Here is a 14371-nt window from a genome sequence, read left to right on the forward strand (position 1 = left end):
TGCCTTCTCGTCACCACACGACAGCATGCGGGGCCGCGGCACAGGCGTCAACTGACAGCCGGCCCCGCACACGCCGACAGGAGCCCAAGCCCCATGACATCCGACGCCCGCCGCCAGGCGCTGCACGCCTGGGCCGCCGCCCGCCACGACCTCACGCCAGAGGCCGTGCGCATGAGCGCCGTGGCTGACGACGCCAGCTTCCGCCGCTATTTCCGCCTGCACCTCGAGGAACTCGACCCGGCCACGCCGGCGCGCATCCTGATGGACGCCCCGCCCGAGAAGGAAGACAGCCACGGCTTCGTCGCCATCGCCCGCCAATGGCGCGACGCCGGCCTGCCGCTGCCCGAGGTCTTCGCCTTCGACGAGTCACTCGGCTTTCTGGAGCTGGAAGACCTCGGCGACACCCCGCTGATGACCGCCCTGACCAGCACCGAGCACGCCGACCACTACTATGGCGAAGCCATCGGGCTGCTCGAGCAGCTGCATCAGCTGCCGCCCGGCAACCTGCCGGCCTATGACGACGCCCGCCTGTCCGCAGAAATGGAGCTGTTTCCGGAGTGGTGTCTCGGCCAGCTGCTCGACATGCCGCATGACCGCCGCTACGCCGCCTGGGGCAAGCTGACTGACCAACTGCTCGCGGCCGCCAGCGCGCAACCGGTGGTGACCGTGCACCGCGACTTCCATGCCCAGAACCTGTTCCTGCATCAGTCGGCATCCCAGCATCAGTCCCGGCTGTGGATCATCGACTTCCAGGACGCCGTCAGCGGCCCCGAGAACTACGATCTGATCTCGCTGCTGCGCGACCGTCACTGGCGCTGGCCGGAACCCGCCATGGCGCGCTGGATCGAGCAGGCGCGTCTGGCCGCCTTGCCACGCTACGCCGCGGCCGGACTGCCGGCACCGAGCCCGCTGGAATACCGCCAGAGCGTCGAGCGCATGGGCGTGCAGCGCAATCTCAAGATTCTCGGCATCTTCGCGCGTCTGACGCTGCGGGACGCCAAGCCCCGTTACCTGACGCTGATGCCGCGTTTCCTCGGCCACCTGCGCGAAGGCCTGGCCTTCTGCCCGGAACTGATCTCCTTCACCCACTGGCTGGATGAGGTGCTGACGCCGGCGCTGTCGCTGCGCCTGGCCGAGGAATGCGAGGCGCGCGATCTGCGTCTCGCCAATGGCGAGCGCCCCGAAATCAACCTCGATGATTACGATGAGCTGGCAGCCCTCGCCGATCGCGCTGCCCGCCTGCAGCGCAATGCGGCCGCCGCTGACACCGCGAAGAGCGCTGCGGCAAGTGGGGAAAGCAAGGAAAACGCAGCAAATGCCGACAACGAGTCAGGGAGCCACTGATGCGCGCGATGATTCTGGCGGCCGGTTTCGGCACGCGCATGCGCCCGCTGACCGACCACACTCCCAAGCCGTTGCTGGAAGTCGCCGGGCTGCCGTTGCTGGAGCACCATCTGCTGCGCCTGGAAGCGATCGATGTGGACAAGGTCGTCATCAATGTCGGCCACCTGGCCGACAGGATTCTGAGCCACTTCGCCGCGAAGCCGAATGCCCAGGGCCAGCTCGAGGCTTGCTGGCAGGGCCGCAAGCGCTCCCTGACGCTGATCTTCTCGCGCGAGGAGACGCCGCTGGAAACCGGCGGCGGCATCGCTCGCGCCCTGTCACTCTCCGATGCGCTGGCGCAGGACGCAGGCGATGACACGCCCTTCCTGCTGATCAATGGCGATGTCTGGTGTGACGTCGACCTCACGCTGCTGACCATCCAGGCGCTGGCGAGCCATTCACTGGCCCCGCTTGCCGATCAACCCCAGGCGCTGGCGGGGCTGGTGCTGGTGGATAACCCGCCACATCATCCCCGGGGGGACTTCCTACTCACCCCGACGGGGATAGTGAAGGATGAAGCCGGCGCCGAGAGTGACGAACAGGACGAGAAGAACGAGAAAGATGAGCAGGAAGAGCAGGCCGGCAGCCGGCTGACCTTCTCCGGCGTGTCGTGGCTGTCACCACGCCTGATCCGCCGCGCCATCGCCGAGACGCCGGCCTACCAGGGCCCTGACAGCGTCTTCAAGCTGGCGCCGCTGCTGCGTGAGGCCATGCAGCATGGCGAGGTGCGCGGCCTGCATCATCGCGGCGCCTGGATCGATGTCGGCACCCCACAGCGTCTGGCCGAGCTGGATGAGTTGCTGAGCCACGCCAGGGCCTGAGCCAGCGCGATATAAGCTCAGCGCTGGACGTTCCTCCGGGCACGCCGATGACAATGCTACCCTGTGCGCCATCGTGCTCACCGCGCCCTTATTCCTGTAGCTCCTGGCCTTTATAGCCACTAGCTCCGGGCCGGTGGCGCATCAACGACTTATCAGAAGGAGAAGTTCCGACATGGCAATGAACGCCAGCATCAAATGGACCGATGGTCGCCAGTTCCTCGCCGAATCCGGCAGCGGCCACAGCGTGGTCATGGACGGCAATCCGGACAACGGCGGTCGCAACACTGGTCCGCGTCCGATGGAAATGCTGTTGATGGGGCTGGGCGGCTGCACCAGCTTCGATGTCATCCAGATTCTGGAAAAGGCCCGCCAGCAGGTCACCGACTGTCACGCCGAACTGAGCGCCGAGCGCGCCGATAGCGTGCCGAGCGTGTTCACGAAGATTCACGTCAAGTTCGTGGTCACCGGTCGCAACCTCAAGGAATCCCAGGTCAAGCGTGCCGTCGAGCTGTCCGCCGAGAAGTACTGCAGCGCCTCCCTGATGCTGAGCGCCGGGGGTGTCGAGATCACTCACTCCTACGAAGTCATCGACATCGCGGCATGATCACGCCTCGCCCTCCCGCCGCTCAAGGCCCCGCCGACGGCGGGAGGGAGCGCACCACTGACGACGTCTCGCCAGGATCGGCGGGAATTGTCGCTGGCGTGTCAGCCCTGCCTGTGCATAATACGCCCCTCAAACCGGTCGTCTCACCGGTCGTCTCGTGGCAAAGATGGTACGCAATGCTCCCGGTGAGTCATGCTGCCAGCGCTCGGGACGGGCCTTTCGAGATGTCCTCTTCGGCCCGATGCCTGCCTCTGCCCCATTGCAATGGCGCATCGGATGTCATACCACCCTCCCATTTCAAGGAGGCCTGGACGTGAGCGATCAACTCCGCCTTCACGGGTTCAACAACCTCACCAGTTCGTTGAGCTTCAATATCTACGACATCTGCTACGCGCAGACCGAAGAGCAGCGCACGGCGTATATCGATTATATCGATGAGCTCTACAATGCCGAGCGTCTTACCCAGATCCTCAAGGATGTCACCAACATCATCGGTGCCCACGTGCTGAACATCGCACGCCAGGATTATGAGCCGCATGGTGCCAGCGTGACCATCCTGATCGCCGAGCACGAGCTGGAAGAGCAGGACGTGTCCCAGACCGCGCCGGGCCCGGGCCCGCTGCCGGAAACGGTCGTCGGCCATCTGGACAAGTCTCACGTCACGGTGCACACCTATCCCGAGTCCCACCCGGACAACGGCATCAGCACCTTCCGTCTCGATATCGATGTCTCGACCTGTGGCATGATCAGCCCGCTGAAGGCGCTGAACTATCTGATCCACAGTTTCGATTCCGATATCGTGACCATGGACTACCGCGTACGTGGCTTCACGCGCGACGTGGATGGCAAGAAGCTGTTCATCGATCACGACATCACCTCCATCCAGGATTACCTGGCGGAAGACACCAAGCGTGCCTACCAGATGGTCGATGTGAACGTGTATCAAGAGAACATGTTCCACACCAAGATGCTGCTCAAGGACTTCGAGCTGGACAACTACCTCTTCGGCACCTCGCGTCGCGAGCTGACCTTCGAGGAAGCCACCAACATCGAAGGCCGTCTGCGTCGTGAAATGCTCGAGATCTTCTACTCGCGCAACTTCGACTGATCATCCCCCGCGTCATGCACGGCAGTCGCAGCGCCTGTGCCTGCTTGCCTGAGGCCTGATGACAGTCCGAAAAAAGCCCCTGACACCTCACGGTGTCAGGGGCTTTTTGTTGCCTGCCTGCCGGCTCAACGATCGCCGGCGGGGTCCTCCCTGTCTGGCGGAGCGGCATCCCCAAGACGCTGTTCCATCTCCTCATTCACCTGGCGATGCAGCGCCTCGCGGTGGCGCTCGCGCTCAGCCAGTGACTCGCCCCGCTCCTGCGCGACCTGATCCAGCCGCTCACGCAGCTCGCGCACCTCCGTCGTCAGCTCGCTGATCTGATGATAGAGCGCCCGCGTCATGTCGCGCTGGGCACGCGCCGCCCGGGCCTCCTGCTCGCTGTCATCCTCGATGAAGATCGAGCTGATATAGGCGGCGAAACTCCCGAACAGCCCCACGCCCCCGACCATCAGCAGCACCGCCACCACGCGACCGAGCGTCGTGATGGGATAGTAGTCGCCATAGCCGACGGTGGTCACCGTCACCACTGCCCACCACAGCGCCTCCTCGGCGGTATTGATGGGGCTGTCGGGATTGGGTGTCTCCACCATCAGCATGGTCAGGGCACCGAACACCACCAGCAGCACCGTGGCGGTGGCCGCCGAGGCGAAGACCCCCTCGGCCCGGTTGCGGAACAGCAGCTTCCAGATCATTTCCATCGACTTGATGGCGCGCAGCACCCGCAGCACCTGCACCACACGAAACAGCCTCGCGCCCTGGAAGAGTCCCGCCGGAATACAGGCCAGCAGGTCGATCCAGCCCCACTTCATGTACTCACGCTTGCTCTTGGCACTGGCGAAGCGCTTGCAGAAATCGATGAAGAAGAACAGACAGACCACATAGTCCATGTATTCCAGCAACCGCTGGACCTGCGGTGACAACACAAAGACAAGGTCCACCACCATGGCGCCGATCACATAGATCGACAGCACCAGGATGAACAGCTGAAAGGGCGTGACGCGTTCCTGCATCCGAAGACTCTCCGTGAGTGGGGCTCTGGAAAGCCTACCCCATCCTCGTCGCCCTGACAGTGTGAAGCCACCGCTGGCGTGCGCCCGAGCACTCATCTGTCCGATGGTTCATGGATTTCTGGGCTCAGGCGCCCGCGCTCATCAAGCCTTGTTGCGCGACTCCTCGTCACTCGGGGGCTGGAAGGTGGACTGCTTGCTGATGTCCTCCCCACTGATGCGATTCAAAAGCTTGCGCAACTTGTGACGCTGCCTGCGTGATGACAGGCGATTGGAATCCCAGCGCTCCGGTACCAGCGCACATTCTCCATTGGCATCGTGCAGGCGGAAGGCACGCTCGACGCCGATCGGATGGTCCTCACTGCCGTAGATGCCGATGATGCGCAGTGTCAGGCGCTGGAATTTCAGCTGCTCATTGCTGGGCCAGTGACCGTCGAGCGAGATGCCATTGCGGCGCGCCATGCGCTCGATGACTTCAGAGAAAGTCCCGATATGCAGGAAGTCGCCCGAGCCCAGCGGCCCCTGACGCGTGGTATCGGAGATACGCCATTCACTGCTGCTGGAAGCCTCCTGCGCGAGCTGTTCACTGTCACCGTCCTGCGCATCCTTGCGCTGCTCGTCACCTTCCTGATAGCTGCGTTCGAACTCGGTGACATCCATCAGCAGGCTGCCATGACTGGTATCCAGACGGGCGATGATGTGCTCGATGAAGATCGATTCGGCACTCATGTTGCTGACGATGCACAGACTGTCGATACCCTTGGACTTGCCGCGATTGATCAGCACTCGCGGGCGACGCTGGCGACGGAAGTTGTGATACAGCAGCTGCGCGTAGACCAGCCAGATAAAGAACGAGCCGATACTGGCTATCGCCGAGATGGTTTTCGAGTGATTCGCAATCCACTCCATCATGCTGACCTCCCCTGTCAACGTTGTCTGGTGCACCCTTTCTGGGGACAGCGACAGGGGATTGCGAGCATTGATTTGGCGTTAAACCTCCTCGTGACTGACCTGAACCTCGCCCAGCAGTGCCTGCCAGAGGATGATGACCCGCTCACGGTGGGCGGCAATCATCGGGTGCTGCTCCAGCCGCATCAGGCTGCCGTGCTTCTCCAGCGCCAGCCGATGGCTGACATCGCGGTAGGCCAGATAGGCCTCGCGCAGCTCACCGGCCTGCTCGCCCGGCAGCCGCCCGCAGGACTCGAGGGTTTCCAGCAGCCGCATGTTGTCGCTCCACTCGAGCAGAGCAGGCACCTGATGACTCAGCGCCAGCACGCAGTACTGGGCGAGAAACTCGATGTCGACGATGCCGCCGGCGTCCTGCTTGAGATGGAACTGGCCGGCCTCGCGGTCCTTGGCGCTGCTGCCCAGGTGATCACGCATCTTGTGGCGCATGGCGATCACCTCCTGACGCAGCGCCTTCTCGTCCCGCTGCTGACCGAGCACCTCACGGCGCACCTCCTCGAAGGCCAGCGCCAGCGCCGGGTCTCCCGCCACGGCCCGCGCGCGCACCAGCGCCTGATGCTCCCAGGTCCAGGCTTGCGTGAGCTGATAGTCCCGGAAGGCCGCCAGACTCGAGACCAGCAGCCCCGAATTGCCCGACGGGCGCAGGCGCATGTCGACCTCGTAGAGCGCACCGGCCGGCGTCACCGCCGTCAGCAGGTGGATGATGCGCTGCCCCAGACGCGTGAAGAACAGCGGGTTGTCCAGCGGCCGCGGGCCGTCCGTCTGGCCCTTGCTGGCCGCATCATGCAGGAAGACGAGATCCAGGTCCGAGCCATAGCCCAGCTCGATGCCACCCAGCTTGCCGTAGCCGACGATCACGAAGCTGCCACTCAGGCTGTCGCCGGTGATCGGCTGGCCATCGCGCCCGATGGGGAAGCCATGCTTGCGGGTCAGGGTCTTCCACGCCATCGCCAGCACCTGTTCCAGCACCACCTCGGCGATGAAGGTCAGATAGTCACTGACCTTCATCAACGGGCGGGCACCGGCGATATCGGAGGCCGCCACGTGCAGCACCTGGGCATGGCGGAACACCCGCAAGGCCTCGAGCAACGCCTCTTCATCATCTTCGGGAATGCGCGACAGCGCGGTGCGCAGCTCATCGGCGAGGCGCGTCTTGTCGGCGGGTGAGTACAGGTTATGCGGGTGCAGCAACTCATCGAGCAGCACCGGATAGCGCGCCAGCTGCTCGGCGATCCACGGGCTGGCCGCACACAGGCGCATCAACTGCGCCAGCGCATCCGGATTCTCGCGCAGCAGCGCCAGATAGGCCGTCCGGCGTAGCACCGCCTCGATCAGCGGCAAGACGCGCTCCAGCACTCGGCTGGCATCGTGCTCGCCGGGCTTCTCGGGGTCGCCCGCCGCCGAGCCCAGCGCCTGCAGCAATGGCGGCATCAGCGCATCGAGACGATCAAAGCCGATGCGCTGCATGCCCTGCACCGCACGTGACCGCCGCAGGCTGTCGAGACGCCGGAAGCTCTCGGCTGCACTCTCGAAGCCGCTCTCGGCGAGCAGTGCCTCGCCCTCATCCGCCGTCAGCTCGCCACGCCACAGTGCTCGCCACTCATCCAGCGCCTGCTGGCCTTCACCCTGCTCGGCCTCGTCGTCTTCCGGCGCGGCGATCACGTTGTCGAAATGATGGCGGATGCGCGTGCGCACCTCTTCCAGACGCGCGGTGAGCGCCTCCCAGTCGGGCAGTTTCATGGCCAGCGCGAGACGCTCGCGGCCCAGCGGGTCCAGCGGCAGTGTCTGGGTCTGGCGGTCGGCCTGCGCCTGCAGGGCGTGTTCGAGATCGCGCAGGAAGACGTAGTCCGGCACCAGCTCATCCACGACCGCCTGCGGCAGCAAGCCCAGGGCTGGCAGGCGCGCAAAGGCCTGCTTGAGCGAGGTGACCTGCAATTCCGACTCACGTCCGCCCCGAATCAGCTGGAAGGCCTGGGCGACGAACTCCACCTCGCGAATGCCGCCGGAGCCGAGCTTGATGTTGTCGGACAGCCCGCGCCGCTTGACCTCGCGATTGATCATCGCCTTCATCTCGCGCAGCGACTCGATGGCGCCGAAATCCAGATACTTGCGATAGACGAAGGGCCGCAGGTGCGCGATCAGGCGCTCGCCGGCAGCGACGCTGCCCGCCACCGGGCGCGCCTTGAGCATCGCGTAACGCTCCCACTCGCGGCCCTGATCCTGATAGTAGCTGGCCAGCATCGAGAAACTGCCGACCAGTGGCCCGCCGTCCCCCAGCGGACGCAGCCGCATGTCGACGCGAAACACGAAGCCATCGGCGGTCATCGCGTCCAGCGCGGCAATCAGCTTCTGGCCGAGACGCGTGAAATATTCCTGATGATCCAATGACTTGCGACCGCCCGATGTCTCGCCCTTGTCGGGGAAGGCGAAGATCAGGTCGATATCGGAGGAGAGGTTGAGCTCGCCGGCGCCCAGCTTGCCCATGCCGAGCACCACCAGCCGCTGCGGCTCGCCGAAGCGGTCCGGCGCGGGGCGGCCGTAACGCGGCTCAAGCGAGGCTTCCAACCAGCCAAGCGCGCCCTCGAGAGTGACTTCGGCGAGGTGCGAGACTGCCGCCGCGGTCTGCCACATGTCGGCGCCGTTGAGGTCGCGCCACACGATGCCCAGCATGCGCAGCTGGCGGAAGCGCCGCAGCACCTGCTGCATCGCCTTCTCATCATCGGCGCTGGCGAGACCGGCGGCGAGGCGCTCAGTGAGCTGCGCGACCGGCAAGGCGCGCTCCAGCTCGCCGCTCTCGAGCAGCTCGGACAGCAGTTCAGGGCGGCGGCACAACGTCTCCAGCGCGAAGTCGGACAGCGTGATAAGACGCCCAAGCTGGCTGCGCTGACGCTCATCGAGGGCCAGAAAGCTCGCCAGCGGTGAGCTGTCATCGCCACGCATCTCGCTGAGGTTCTCAGCCTGGGTCAGGCTCTCTTCGAGGCGCTCCTGAGCGGCGTGCAGGGCGCTCTCGAGCGTGGCACGGCTGTCAGCCGACTGCTCGGCGAGCAGCGATGACGGCGCAAGGAAATCAGCGGGCAACAGTGGGCGGGACTGCGCGGGGGATGGCTGGGGCATGGTCGTCTCCTTCGATCCAGCCCTCAGCATAACGGAGGCCGCAGGCACATGACACGGCCTGCCCGCCGACCCCTTTCATTGATGTGGTCGGGGCTTGGGCGCTCAGCCGAACAGCTTGTCGTAGAGCAAGGTACCCCAGGTCAGGCCAGCGAAGATCAGGCTGATCATCACCGCCGCCGAGCCCATGTCCTTGGCGCGCCCGGACAGTTCATGGAATTCCGGGCCGATGCGGTCAATCGCGGATTCCACCGCCGAGTTGAGCAGTTCGACCATCAGCACGATCAGCGTGGAGCCGACCAGCAGCAGCCACTCGACATGCGAGTCGCCGATCCACCAGGCAAACGGCAGCAGCAAGGCGCACAGCACGATCTCCTGGCGGAAGGCCTCTTCGTTGCTCCAGGCGGCCTTGAGGCCCTTGAGCGAGTAACGCGCGGAATGCTTGAGGTGGGTCAAGCCGGTATGCCGTGATTTCATCTTCGGGTCTCGTACAGAAGCAGCACGGAGGCTGCAAAGGCCGATCTTTCAATCGGACGACGTCTGCCAGCAACACGCCTCGGGAGAGCTCGCAGCACACCGGCCAGCGACAGCGCAGCGCTGCCTGCGCGATTTTCACGACCAAAGGCTACCCGAGACCTCATCGACGGGCGTGCTCTAATACCGCCAGGCGCTCGATGACGGCGGCGATGATAGCAAAGCACGCGCTGAAGCGGCATTGCCGATCCCGTCCTCCAACAACAACAAATCAACGCCGGGAACTGCCCATGCCTTCGCTATCACACGACACACGCCAGACGCTCAGCCGCGGACTGGCGCGCAACTTCCTCGGCCAGTCGCCACGCTGGTACAAGCAGCTGATGTGCCTGTTTCTGATCACCAATCCGCTGTTGCTGTGGTTCAGCGGTCCGCAAGGTGGCGTGATCGTCGGCTGGCTGCTGCTGGGGGAATTCATCTTCACGCTGGCGATGGCACTCAAGTGCTATCCCCTCCAGCCGGGCGGTCTGCTGGCGCTGGAGGCCGTCGTCATCGGCATGGCCTCGCCGGAGGCCATCATGCAGGAGGTGGAGCGCAACCTGCCGGTGATCCTGCTGCTGATGTTCATGGTGGCCGGCATCTACTTCATGAAGCCGCTGCTGCTGTATGCCTTCACCAAGATCATCCTCGGCGTGCGCTCCAAGACCTGGCTGTCGCTGATGTTCTGTCTCTCCAGCGCCCTGCTGTCCGCCTTTCTCGATGCCTTGACGGTGACGGCGGTGATCATCGGCATCGCGGTGGGCTTCTACTCCGTCTATCACAAGGTGGCCTCGGGCAAGCATTTCGATACCCAGCATGACCATGCCAACGATGTCAGCGTCGAGGCCGTGCACAGTGAAGACCTCGAGGATTTCCGCGGCTTTCTGCGCTCGCTGCTGATGCATGGCGCGGTGGGGACCGCGCTGGGAGGCGTCAGCACCATGATCGGCGAGCCGCAGAATCTGGTGATCGCCAAGGCCGCCGAATGGGACTTCATCGACTTCTTCCTCGCCATGGCGCCGGTCACCGTGCCGACCTTCTTCGCCGGCCTCGCCCTGTGCGTGCTGCTTGAGCGTGGCCGCTGGTTCGGCTACGGCCAACGCCTGCCCGCCAGCGTACGACGCATTCTCGAGGATTATGATCATCATCAGGATTCACGGCGCACGCCGCGGGAGCGCGCCGCGCTGATCGTGCAGGCCGTGGTGGCCGTGCTGCTGGTCCTGGCGCTGGCACTGCACATGGCAGAGGTCGGGCTGATCGGGCTGGCGGTGATCATCCTGCTGACCGCCGGCAACGGCATCACTGATGAGCATCAGATCGGCCGCGCCTTCCAGGAATCGCTGCCCTTCACCTCGCTGCTGGTGGTGTTCTTCACCATCGTCGCGGTCATCCACGAGCAGCATCTGTTCCAGCCGTTCATCCAGTGGGTACTCAGTCTGCCCATCGAGGAACAGGCCGGCGCGCTGTTTCTGGCCAACGGGCTGCTCTCGGCCATCTCGGACAATGTCTTCGTGGCCACGGTGTACATCACCCAGGTCAAGAACGAGTTCGTGGCCGGCAATATCAGCCGCGAGCACTTCCATGCGCTGGCGGTCGCGGTGAACACCGGCACCAACCTGCCCAGCGTTGCGACTCCCAATGGCCAGGCGGCGTTCCTCTTTCTGCTCACCTCTGCCATCGCGCCACTGGTCAGGCTCTCCTACGGGCGCATGGTGTGGATGGCGCTGCCCTACACGGTGCTGATGACGCTGGTCGGGCTGGCCACCGTGCGCAGCTTCATCTAGCCAGCGCCTCCTGTTCCTGGGGCCAGCCGCACATCCGGCTGGCCCCGGTTGCGTCAGTCTCATCCCAATGTCGATATCGCGAGACTTCCCCACAGCGTCGCTTGCAGGCACTGTGAAATGACGCGTCTCGATCAGACGCCGTGACACCTTCAAGCAGGAAGACCGCCAACACCAACGCCATCCACAAGGAGACAGCCATGTCCCGCGCACTGATGCTGCACGAAGAGACACCTCGCGCCCGAGTCGTCGACCTCTCCGATGATCAGCTACCTGACCTGCCTGTCACGGTGGTCATCGAGCGTTCCGGACTCAACTACAAGGACGCGCTGGCCATCACCGGCCGTGGCAAGATCGTTCGCGAGCTGCCCTTCGTGCCGGGCATCGATTTCGCGGGACGCGTCGAGGCCTCCGACTCGCCTGACTATCAGCCGGGCGATGAGGTCCTCCTGACCGGCTGGGGCGTGGGTGAGCGCCATTGGGGCGGCCTGGCCGAGCGCATGCGCGCCAAGCCCGAGTGGCTGGTCAAGCGTCCTGCCAATCTGAGCGCCGAGCAGGCCATGGCCTTCGGCACCGCCGGCCTGACCGCCATGCTGTGCGTGATGCGTCTCGAGGAAGCCGGCCTGACGCCCGAGCAGGGCCCGGTGATCGTCACCGGCGCCACCGGTGGGGTCGGCAGCTGGGCCGTGCAGATGCTGGCCGGGCAAGGCTTCGAGGTTCACGCGGTCAGCGGCAAGGCCGAACAGCGCGAATGGCTCGAGTCACTGGGCGCGAGCGAAGTCCATCTGCGCAGTGATTTCGAGGACAAGGGCCGTCCGCTGGAAAAGAGCCGCTGGGCAGGCGCCGTGGATACCGCCGGTGGCCAGGTGCTGGCCAATCTGCTGGCGCAGATGAATTACGATGGCAAGGTGGCGGCCGTGGGCCTCGCGGCGGGCGCCGACCTGCCCACCAGCGTGATGCCGTTCATCCTGCGCGGTGTCTCGTTGCTGGGCGTCGATAGCGTCATGATCAATGCCGAGCGCCGCCAACAGGTCTGGCAGCGTCTGGCCGACCTGCCGGACGAGATGCACACCCAGATGCAGCTCGAGACGGTTGGCCTGGAAGGCCTCGCCGAACGCGCCGAGGCGATGATCGACGGACGCGTCAGCGGTCGTGTGCTGCTCGACCCGACGCGCTGAAGACACTCGACGCACGACCCGCGACGGAAAATTTGCCCTCGCAGCGCCAAAAACGCTTCAAGTCCTTGATTGTTGCGGTGCAATAGCGATTTTGGCGTTAGCCAACGCCGTCACACAACGCTATGCTCTTGTTATCTCGTTGCGCCCTGTCGAGCGTCCCGAGTGCCCTCCCCTCAGCCATGCCGGGCGTGTGGAGGACCACCCCGCCTTCGGGCGGGGTTTTTTGTGTCTGTCACTCAGGCCATGAACACGAAAGCCCCGCCGATTGGCGGGGCTTTCGTGTCATGCGCTCGCGATCAGGAGCTCAGTTACGCTCGATCATCGCGGTCAGGTCCTCGGCGACCGGATCCAGCACCTGCGGCCAGGACAGATAAGGCACCGCCGCCCGGCCGTTGACCATCACCGCGAAGGCGCCCCAGCGGCCACTTTGCGTGCGGAAGTATCCCGAGATGGCGCGCACCGGCACCGGGTTGTTGAGCGTGCCCGTCTTGACCATCACGTGATTGCGGAAGGTCTCGCTGCCACGGCGGATGAAGCGCATCGGGCCATTGACCGGTGCCTGCAGGCCCGCCACGAAGGTGGGGAACAGCGCCGGGCGGTGATACATGCTGTCGAGCAACGCCACCAGCCCACTGACGCTGGTGCGGTTCTGTGAGGTCAGGCCGCTGCCGGAATACATCGTCAGCGGGCCGTGCCCGGGAATCGCGCTGGCGAAGGTCTCGAGCTTGGCGCCGCCCTGGCGCAAGGTGGCCTGACTGCCGCCGACCAGCGCCAGCGTCAGCTGGTCCGCCATGAAGTTGTTGGAGTAGTTGAGCATGCGTGTCAGCAACTCCTGCATCGGCTTGCCTTCGACGCTACCGAGCTGCGCGGCGCTGGAGGGCGGCGCCGTCGAGGTGATGTCCACCCCGCCGGTCACCGTGATCCCGGCGCGCGCCAGGATGTCACGCATCAGCTCACCGGTGTACAGCGCAGGATTGGAGACGGCGCGGTAGATGCTGCGCGGCTGGCTGTCGGCGGCGATGGTGCCGGTGACGACCAGCGTATCGCGACCGTTGCTGGTGGTGCGCCGGGCATTGATGGCGCTCTTGCCCCCCGCGCCGACCGTGGTGACCTGGTTGTCGAAGATCTCGGTGGGCTGTGTGGTGTCGCAGCTGGCCAGTCGCGCCGGCGCCTGACTGCCCGCACCCGGCATCACCTTCACGCACCAGCTGGCATAGTTGCTGGCCGCGGACGACAGCAGCGCATCATAGGCATTGCTGGAACGCCGCGAGGCATTGCAGCGATCGGTACTGATGCAGGGCACCGGCCCGAAACGCCACTGACTGATCAACAGGCGCCCTTCGACGCGGCGGATGCCCCGAAAGCGCAGCTCCTCGGTCAGACGCCACAGCTCTTCACTGGTCAGCGCCGGGTCGCCGCTGCCCTCGAGCACCAGGTCACCGGTCAAGACGCCGCCGCTGATCGTGCCCGTGCTGCGCAGACGCGTGGAGAAACGGTACTGCGGGCCGAAACGGTCCAGCGCCGCACCGGCGATATAGAGCTTGGACAGCGAAGCCGGCGTCAGTTGCTGGTCGGGATTGACCGAAGCCAGCGTCTCGCCGGTATCGAGCATGCGCGCCTGGGCACTGACGATGAAGCCCTTGTCAGTCAGTCGCGTCAGGTTGTCAAAGCCCGCCGCCTGCGCCGGGCCCGCCACGACAAGCGTCGCTCCGGCCGCCATGGCCAGTCGGCGCAGCGAGCGCGTGAAACGCAGCGACTTGCCCGCTGCTACGGGGCGCGCCGCCTTCAGCAAGGGCAACAGGGGAGACAGTCGGGAGGGTCGCGCAGAGGTCGGTGCAGTGCGAAATAGGGGCATGAGGCATCCAGTGACGTCGTCGGTGAGCATCCATGTCACAGCCG

Annotated in this window: 11 protein-coding genes; 6 read left to right on the forward strand and 5 right to left on the reverse strand. The window is 64.9% G+C overall.

Going from position 1 to position 14371, the window contains the following annotated elements; all coding sequences use genetic code 11:
- Positions 1-93 precede the first annotated feature (93 nt).
- The 4 genes from H2O77_RS15480 (at position 94) to speD (ending at position 3916) form a co-directional block, all read left to right on the forward strand.
- Positions 94-1344: a phosphotransferase gene (locus H2O77_RS15480; protein WP_215823491.1), complete on the forward strand. Its 1251-nt coding sequence runs from the start codon at positions 94-96 to the stop codon at positions 1342-1344.
- Positions 1344-2204, forward strand: coding sequence for a nucleotidyltransferase family protein (locus H2O77_RS15485; RefSeq protein ID WP_215823492.1), 861 nt, complete (start codon positions 1344-1346; stop codon positions 2202-2204). The genes H2O77_RS15480 and H2O77_RS15485 overlap by 1 nt, the downstream gene beginning before the upstream one ends.
- A 178-nt stretch (positions 2205-2382) precedes the next feature.
- Complete coding sequence (locus H2O77_RS15490; protein WP_054557233.1) at positions 2383-2808, forward strand: OsmC family protein; 426 nt, start codon at positions 2383-2385, stop codon at positions 2806-2808.
- A 313-nt stretch (positions 2809-3121) separates the two neighbouring features.
- Positions 3122-3916: an adenosylmethionine decarboxylase gene (gene speD / locus H2O77_RS15495; protein WP_043334620.1), complete on the forward strand. Its 795-nt coding sequence runs from the start codon at positions 3122-3124 to the stop codon at positions 3914-3916.
- A 125-nt stretch (positions 3917-4041) separates the two neighbouring features.
- Here the strand turns inward: speD and H2O77_RS18085 are convergent, their stop codons facing one another.
- The 4 genes from H2O77_RS18085 to H2O77_RS15515 form a co-directional block, all read right to left on the reverse strand.
- Positions 4042-4926, reverse strand: coding sequence for an ion transporter (locus H2O77_RS18085; RefSeq protein WP_215823493.1), 885 nt, complete (start codon positions 4924-4926; stop codon positions 4042-4044).
- Between the two features lie 141 nt (positions 4927-5067).
- On the reverse strand, positions 5068-5835 hold the full coding sequence (locus tag H2O77_RS15505) for a hypothetical protein (RefSeq protein ID WP_215823494.1): 768 nt from the start codon (positions 5833-5835) through the stop codon (positions 5068-5070).
- 78 nt (positions 5836-5913) lie between these two features.
- The gene (gene glnE, locus H2O77_RS15510) at positions 5914-9003 is read right to left on the reverse strand and encodes a bifunctional [glutamate--ammonia ligase]-adenylyl-L-tyrosine phosphorylase/[glutamate--ammonia-ligase] adenylyltransferase (RefSeq protein ID WP_215823495.1); all 3090 of its coding nucleotides are present in this window, start codon (positions 9001-9003) and stop codon (positions 5914-5916) included.
- A 102-nt stretch (positions 9004-9105) separates the two neighbouring features.
- Positions 9106-9477 (reverse strand): diacylglycerol kinase, encoded by a 372-nt coding sequence (locus H2O77_RS15515; protein ID WP_043334615.1) that lies wholly within the window; start codon positions 9475-9477, stop codon positions 9106-9108.
- Positions 9478-9764: 287 nt separating this feature from the next.
- On the opposite strand from H2O77_RS15515, the gene nhaB reads away from it, so the two are divergent.
- Entirely contained in the window at positions 9765-11297 is a 1533-nt protein-coding gene (nhaB, locus tag H2O77_RS15520) for a sodium/proton antiporter NhaB (RefSeq protein WP_215823496.1), read from the forward strand.
- Between the two features lie 197 nt (positions 11298-11494).
- Positions 11495-12472, forward strand: a complete 978-nt coding sequence (locus H2O77_RS15525; protein WP_215823497.1) for an MDR family oxidoreductase — start codon at positions 11495-11497, stop codon at positions 12470-12472.
- Between the two features lie 304 nt (positions 12473-12776).
- On the opposite strand, the gene dacB is transcribed toward H2O77_RS15525, so the two are convergent.
- Positions 12777-14327 carry a D-alanyl-D-alanine carboxypeptidase/D-alanyl-D-alanine-endopeptidase gene (dacB, locus tag H2O77_RS15530; RefSeq protein WP_234368091.1) on the reverse strand — a complete coding sequence of 517 codons (1551 nt, stop codon included), beginning with the start codon at positions 14325-14327 and terminating at the stop codon, positions 12777-12779.
- Positions 14328-14371: the final 44 nt, after the last annotated feature.

Origin of the sequence: Cobetia sp. 4B (assembly GCF_018831605.1) — a bacterium.
Taxonomy (GTDB): domain Bacteria; phylum Pseudomonadota; class Gammaproteobacteria; order Pseudomonadales; family Halomonadaceae; genus Cobetia; species Cobetia amphilecti.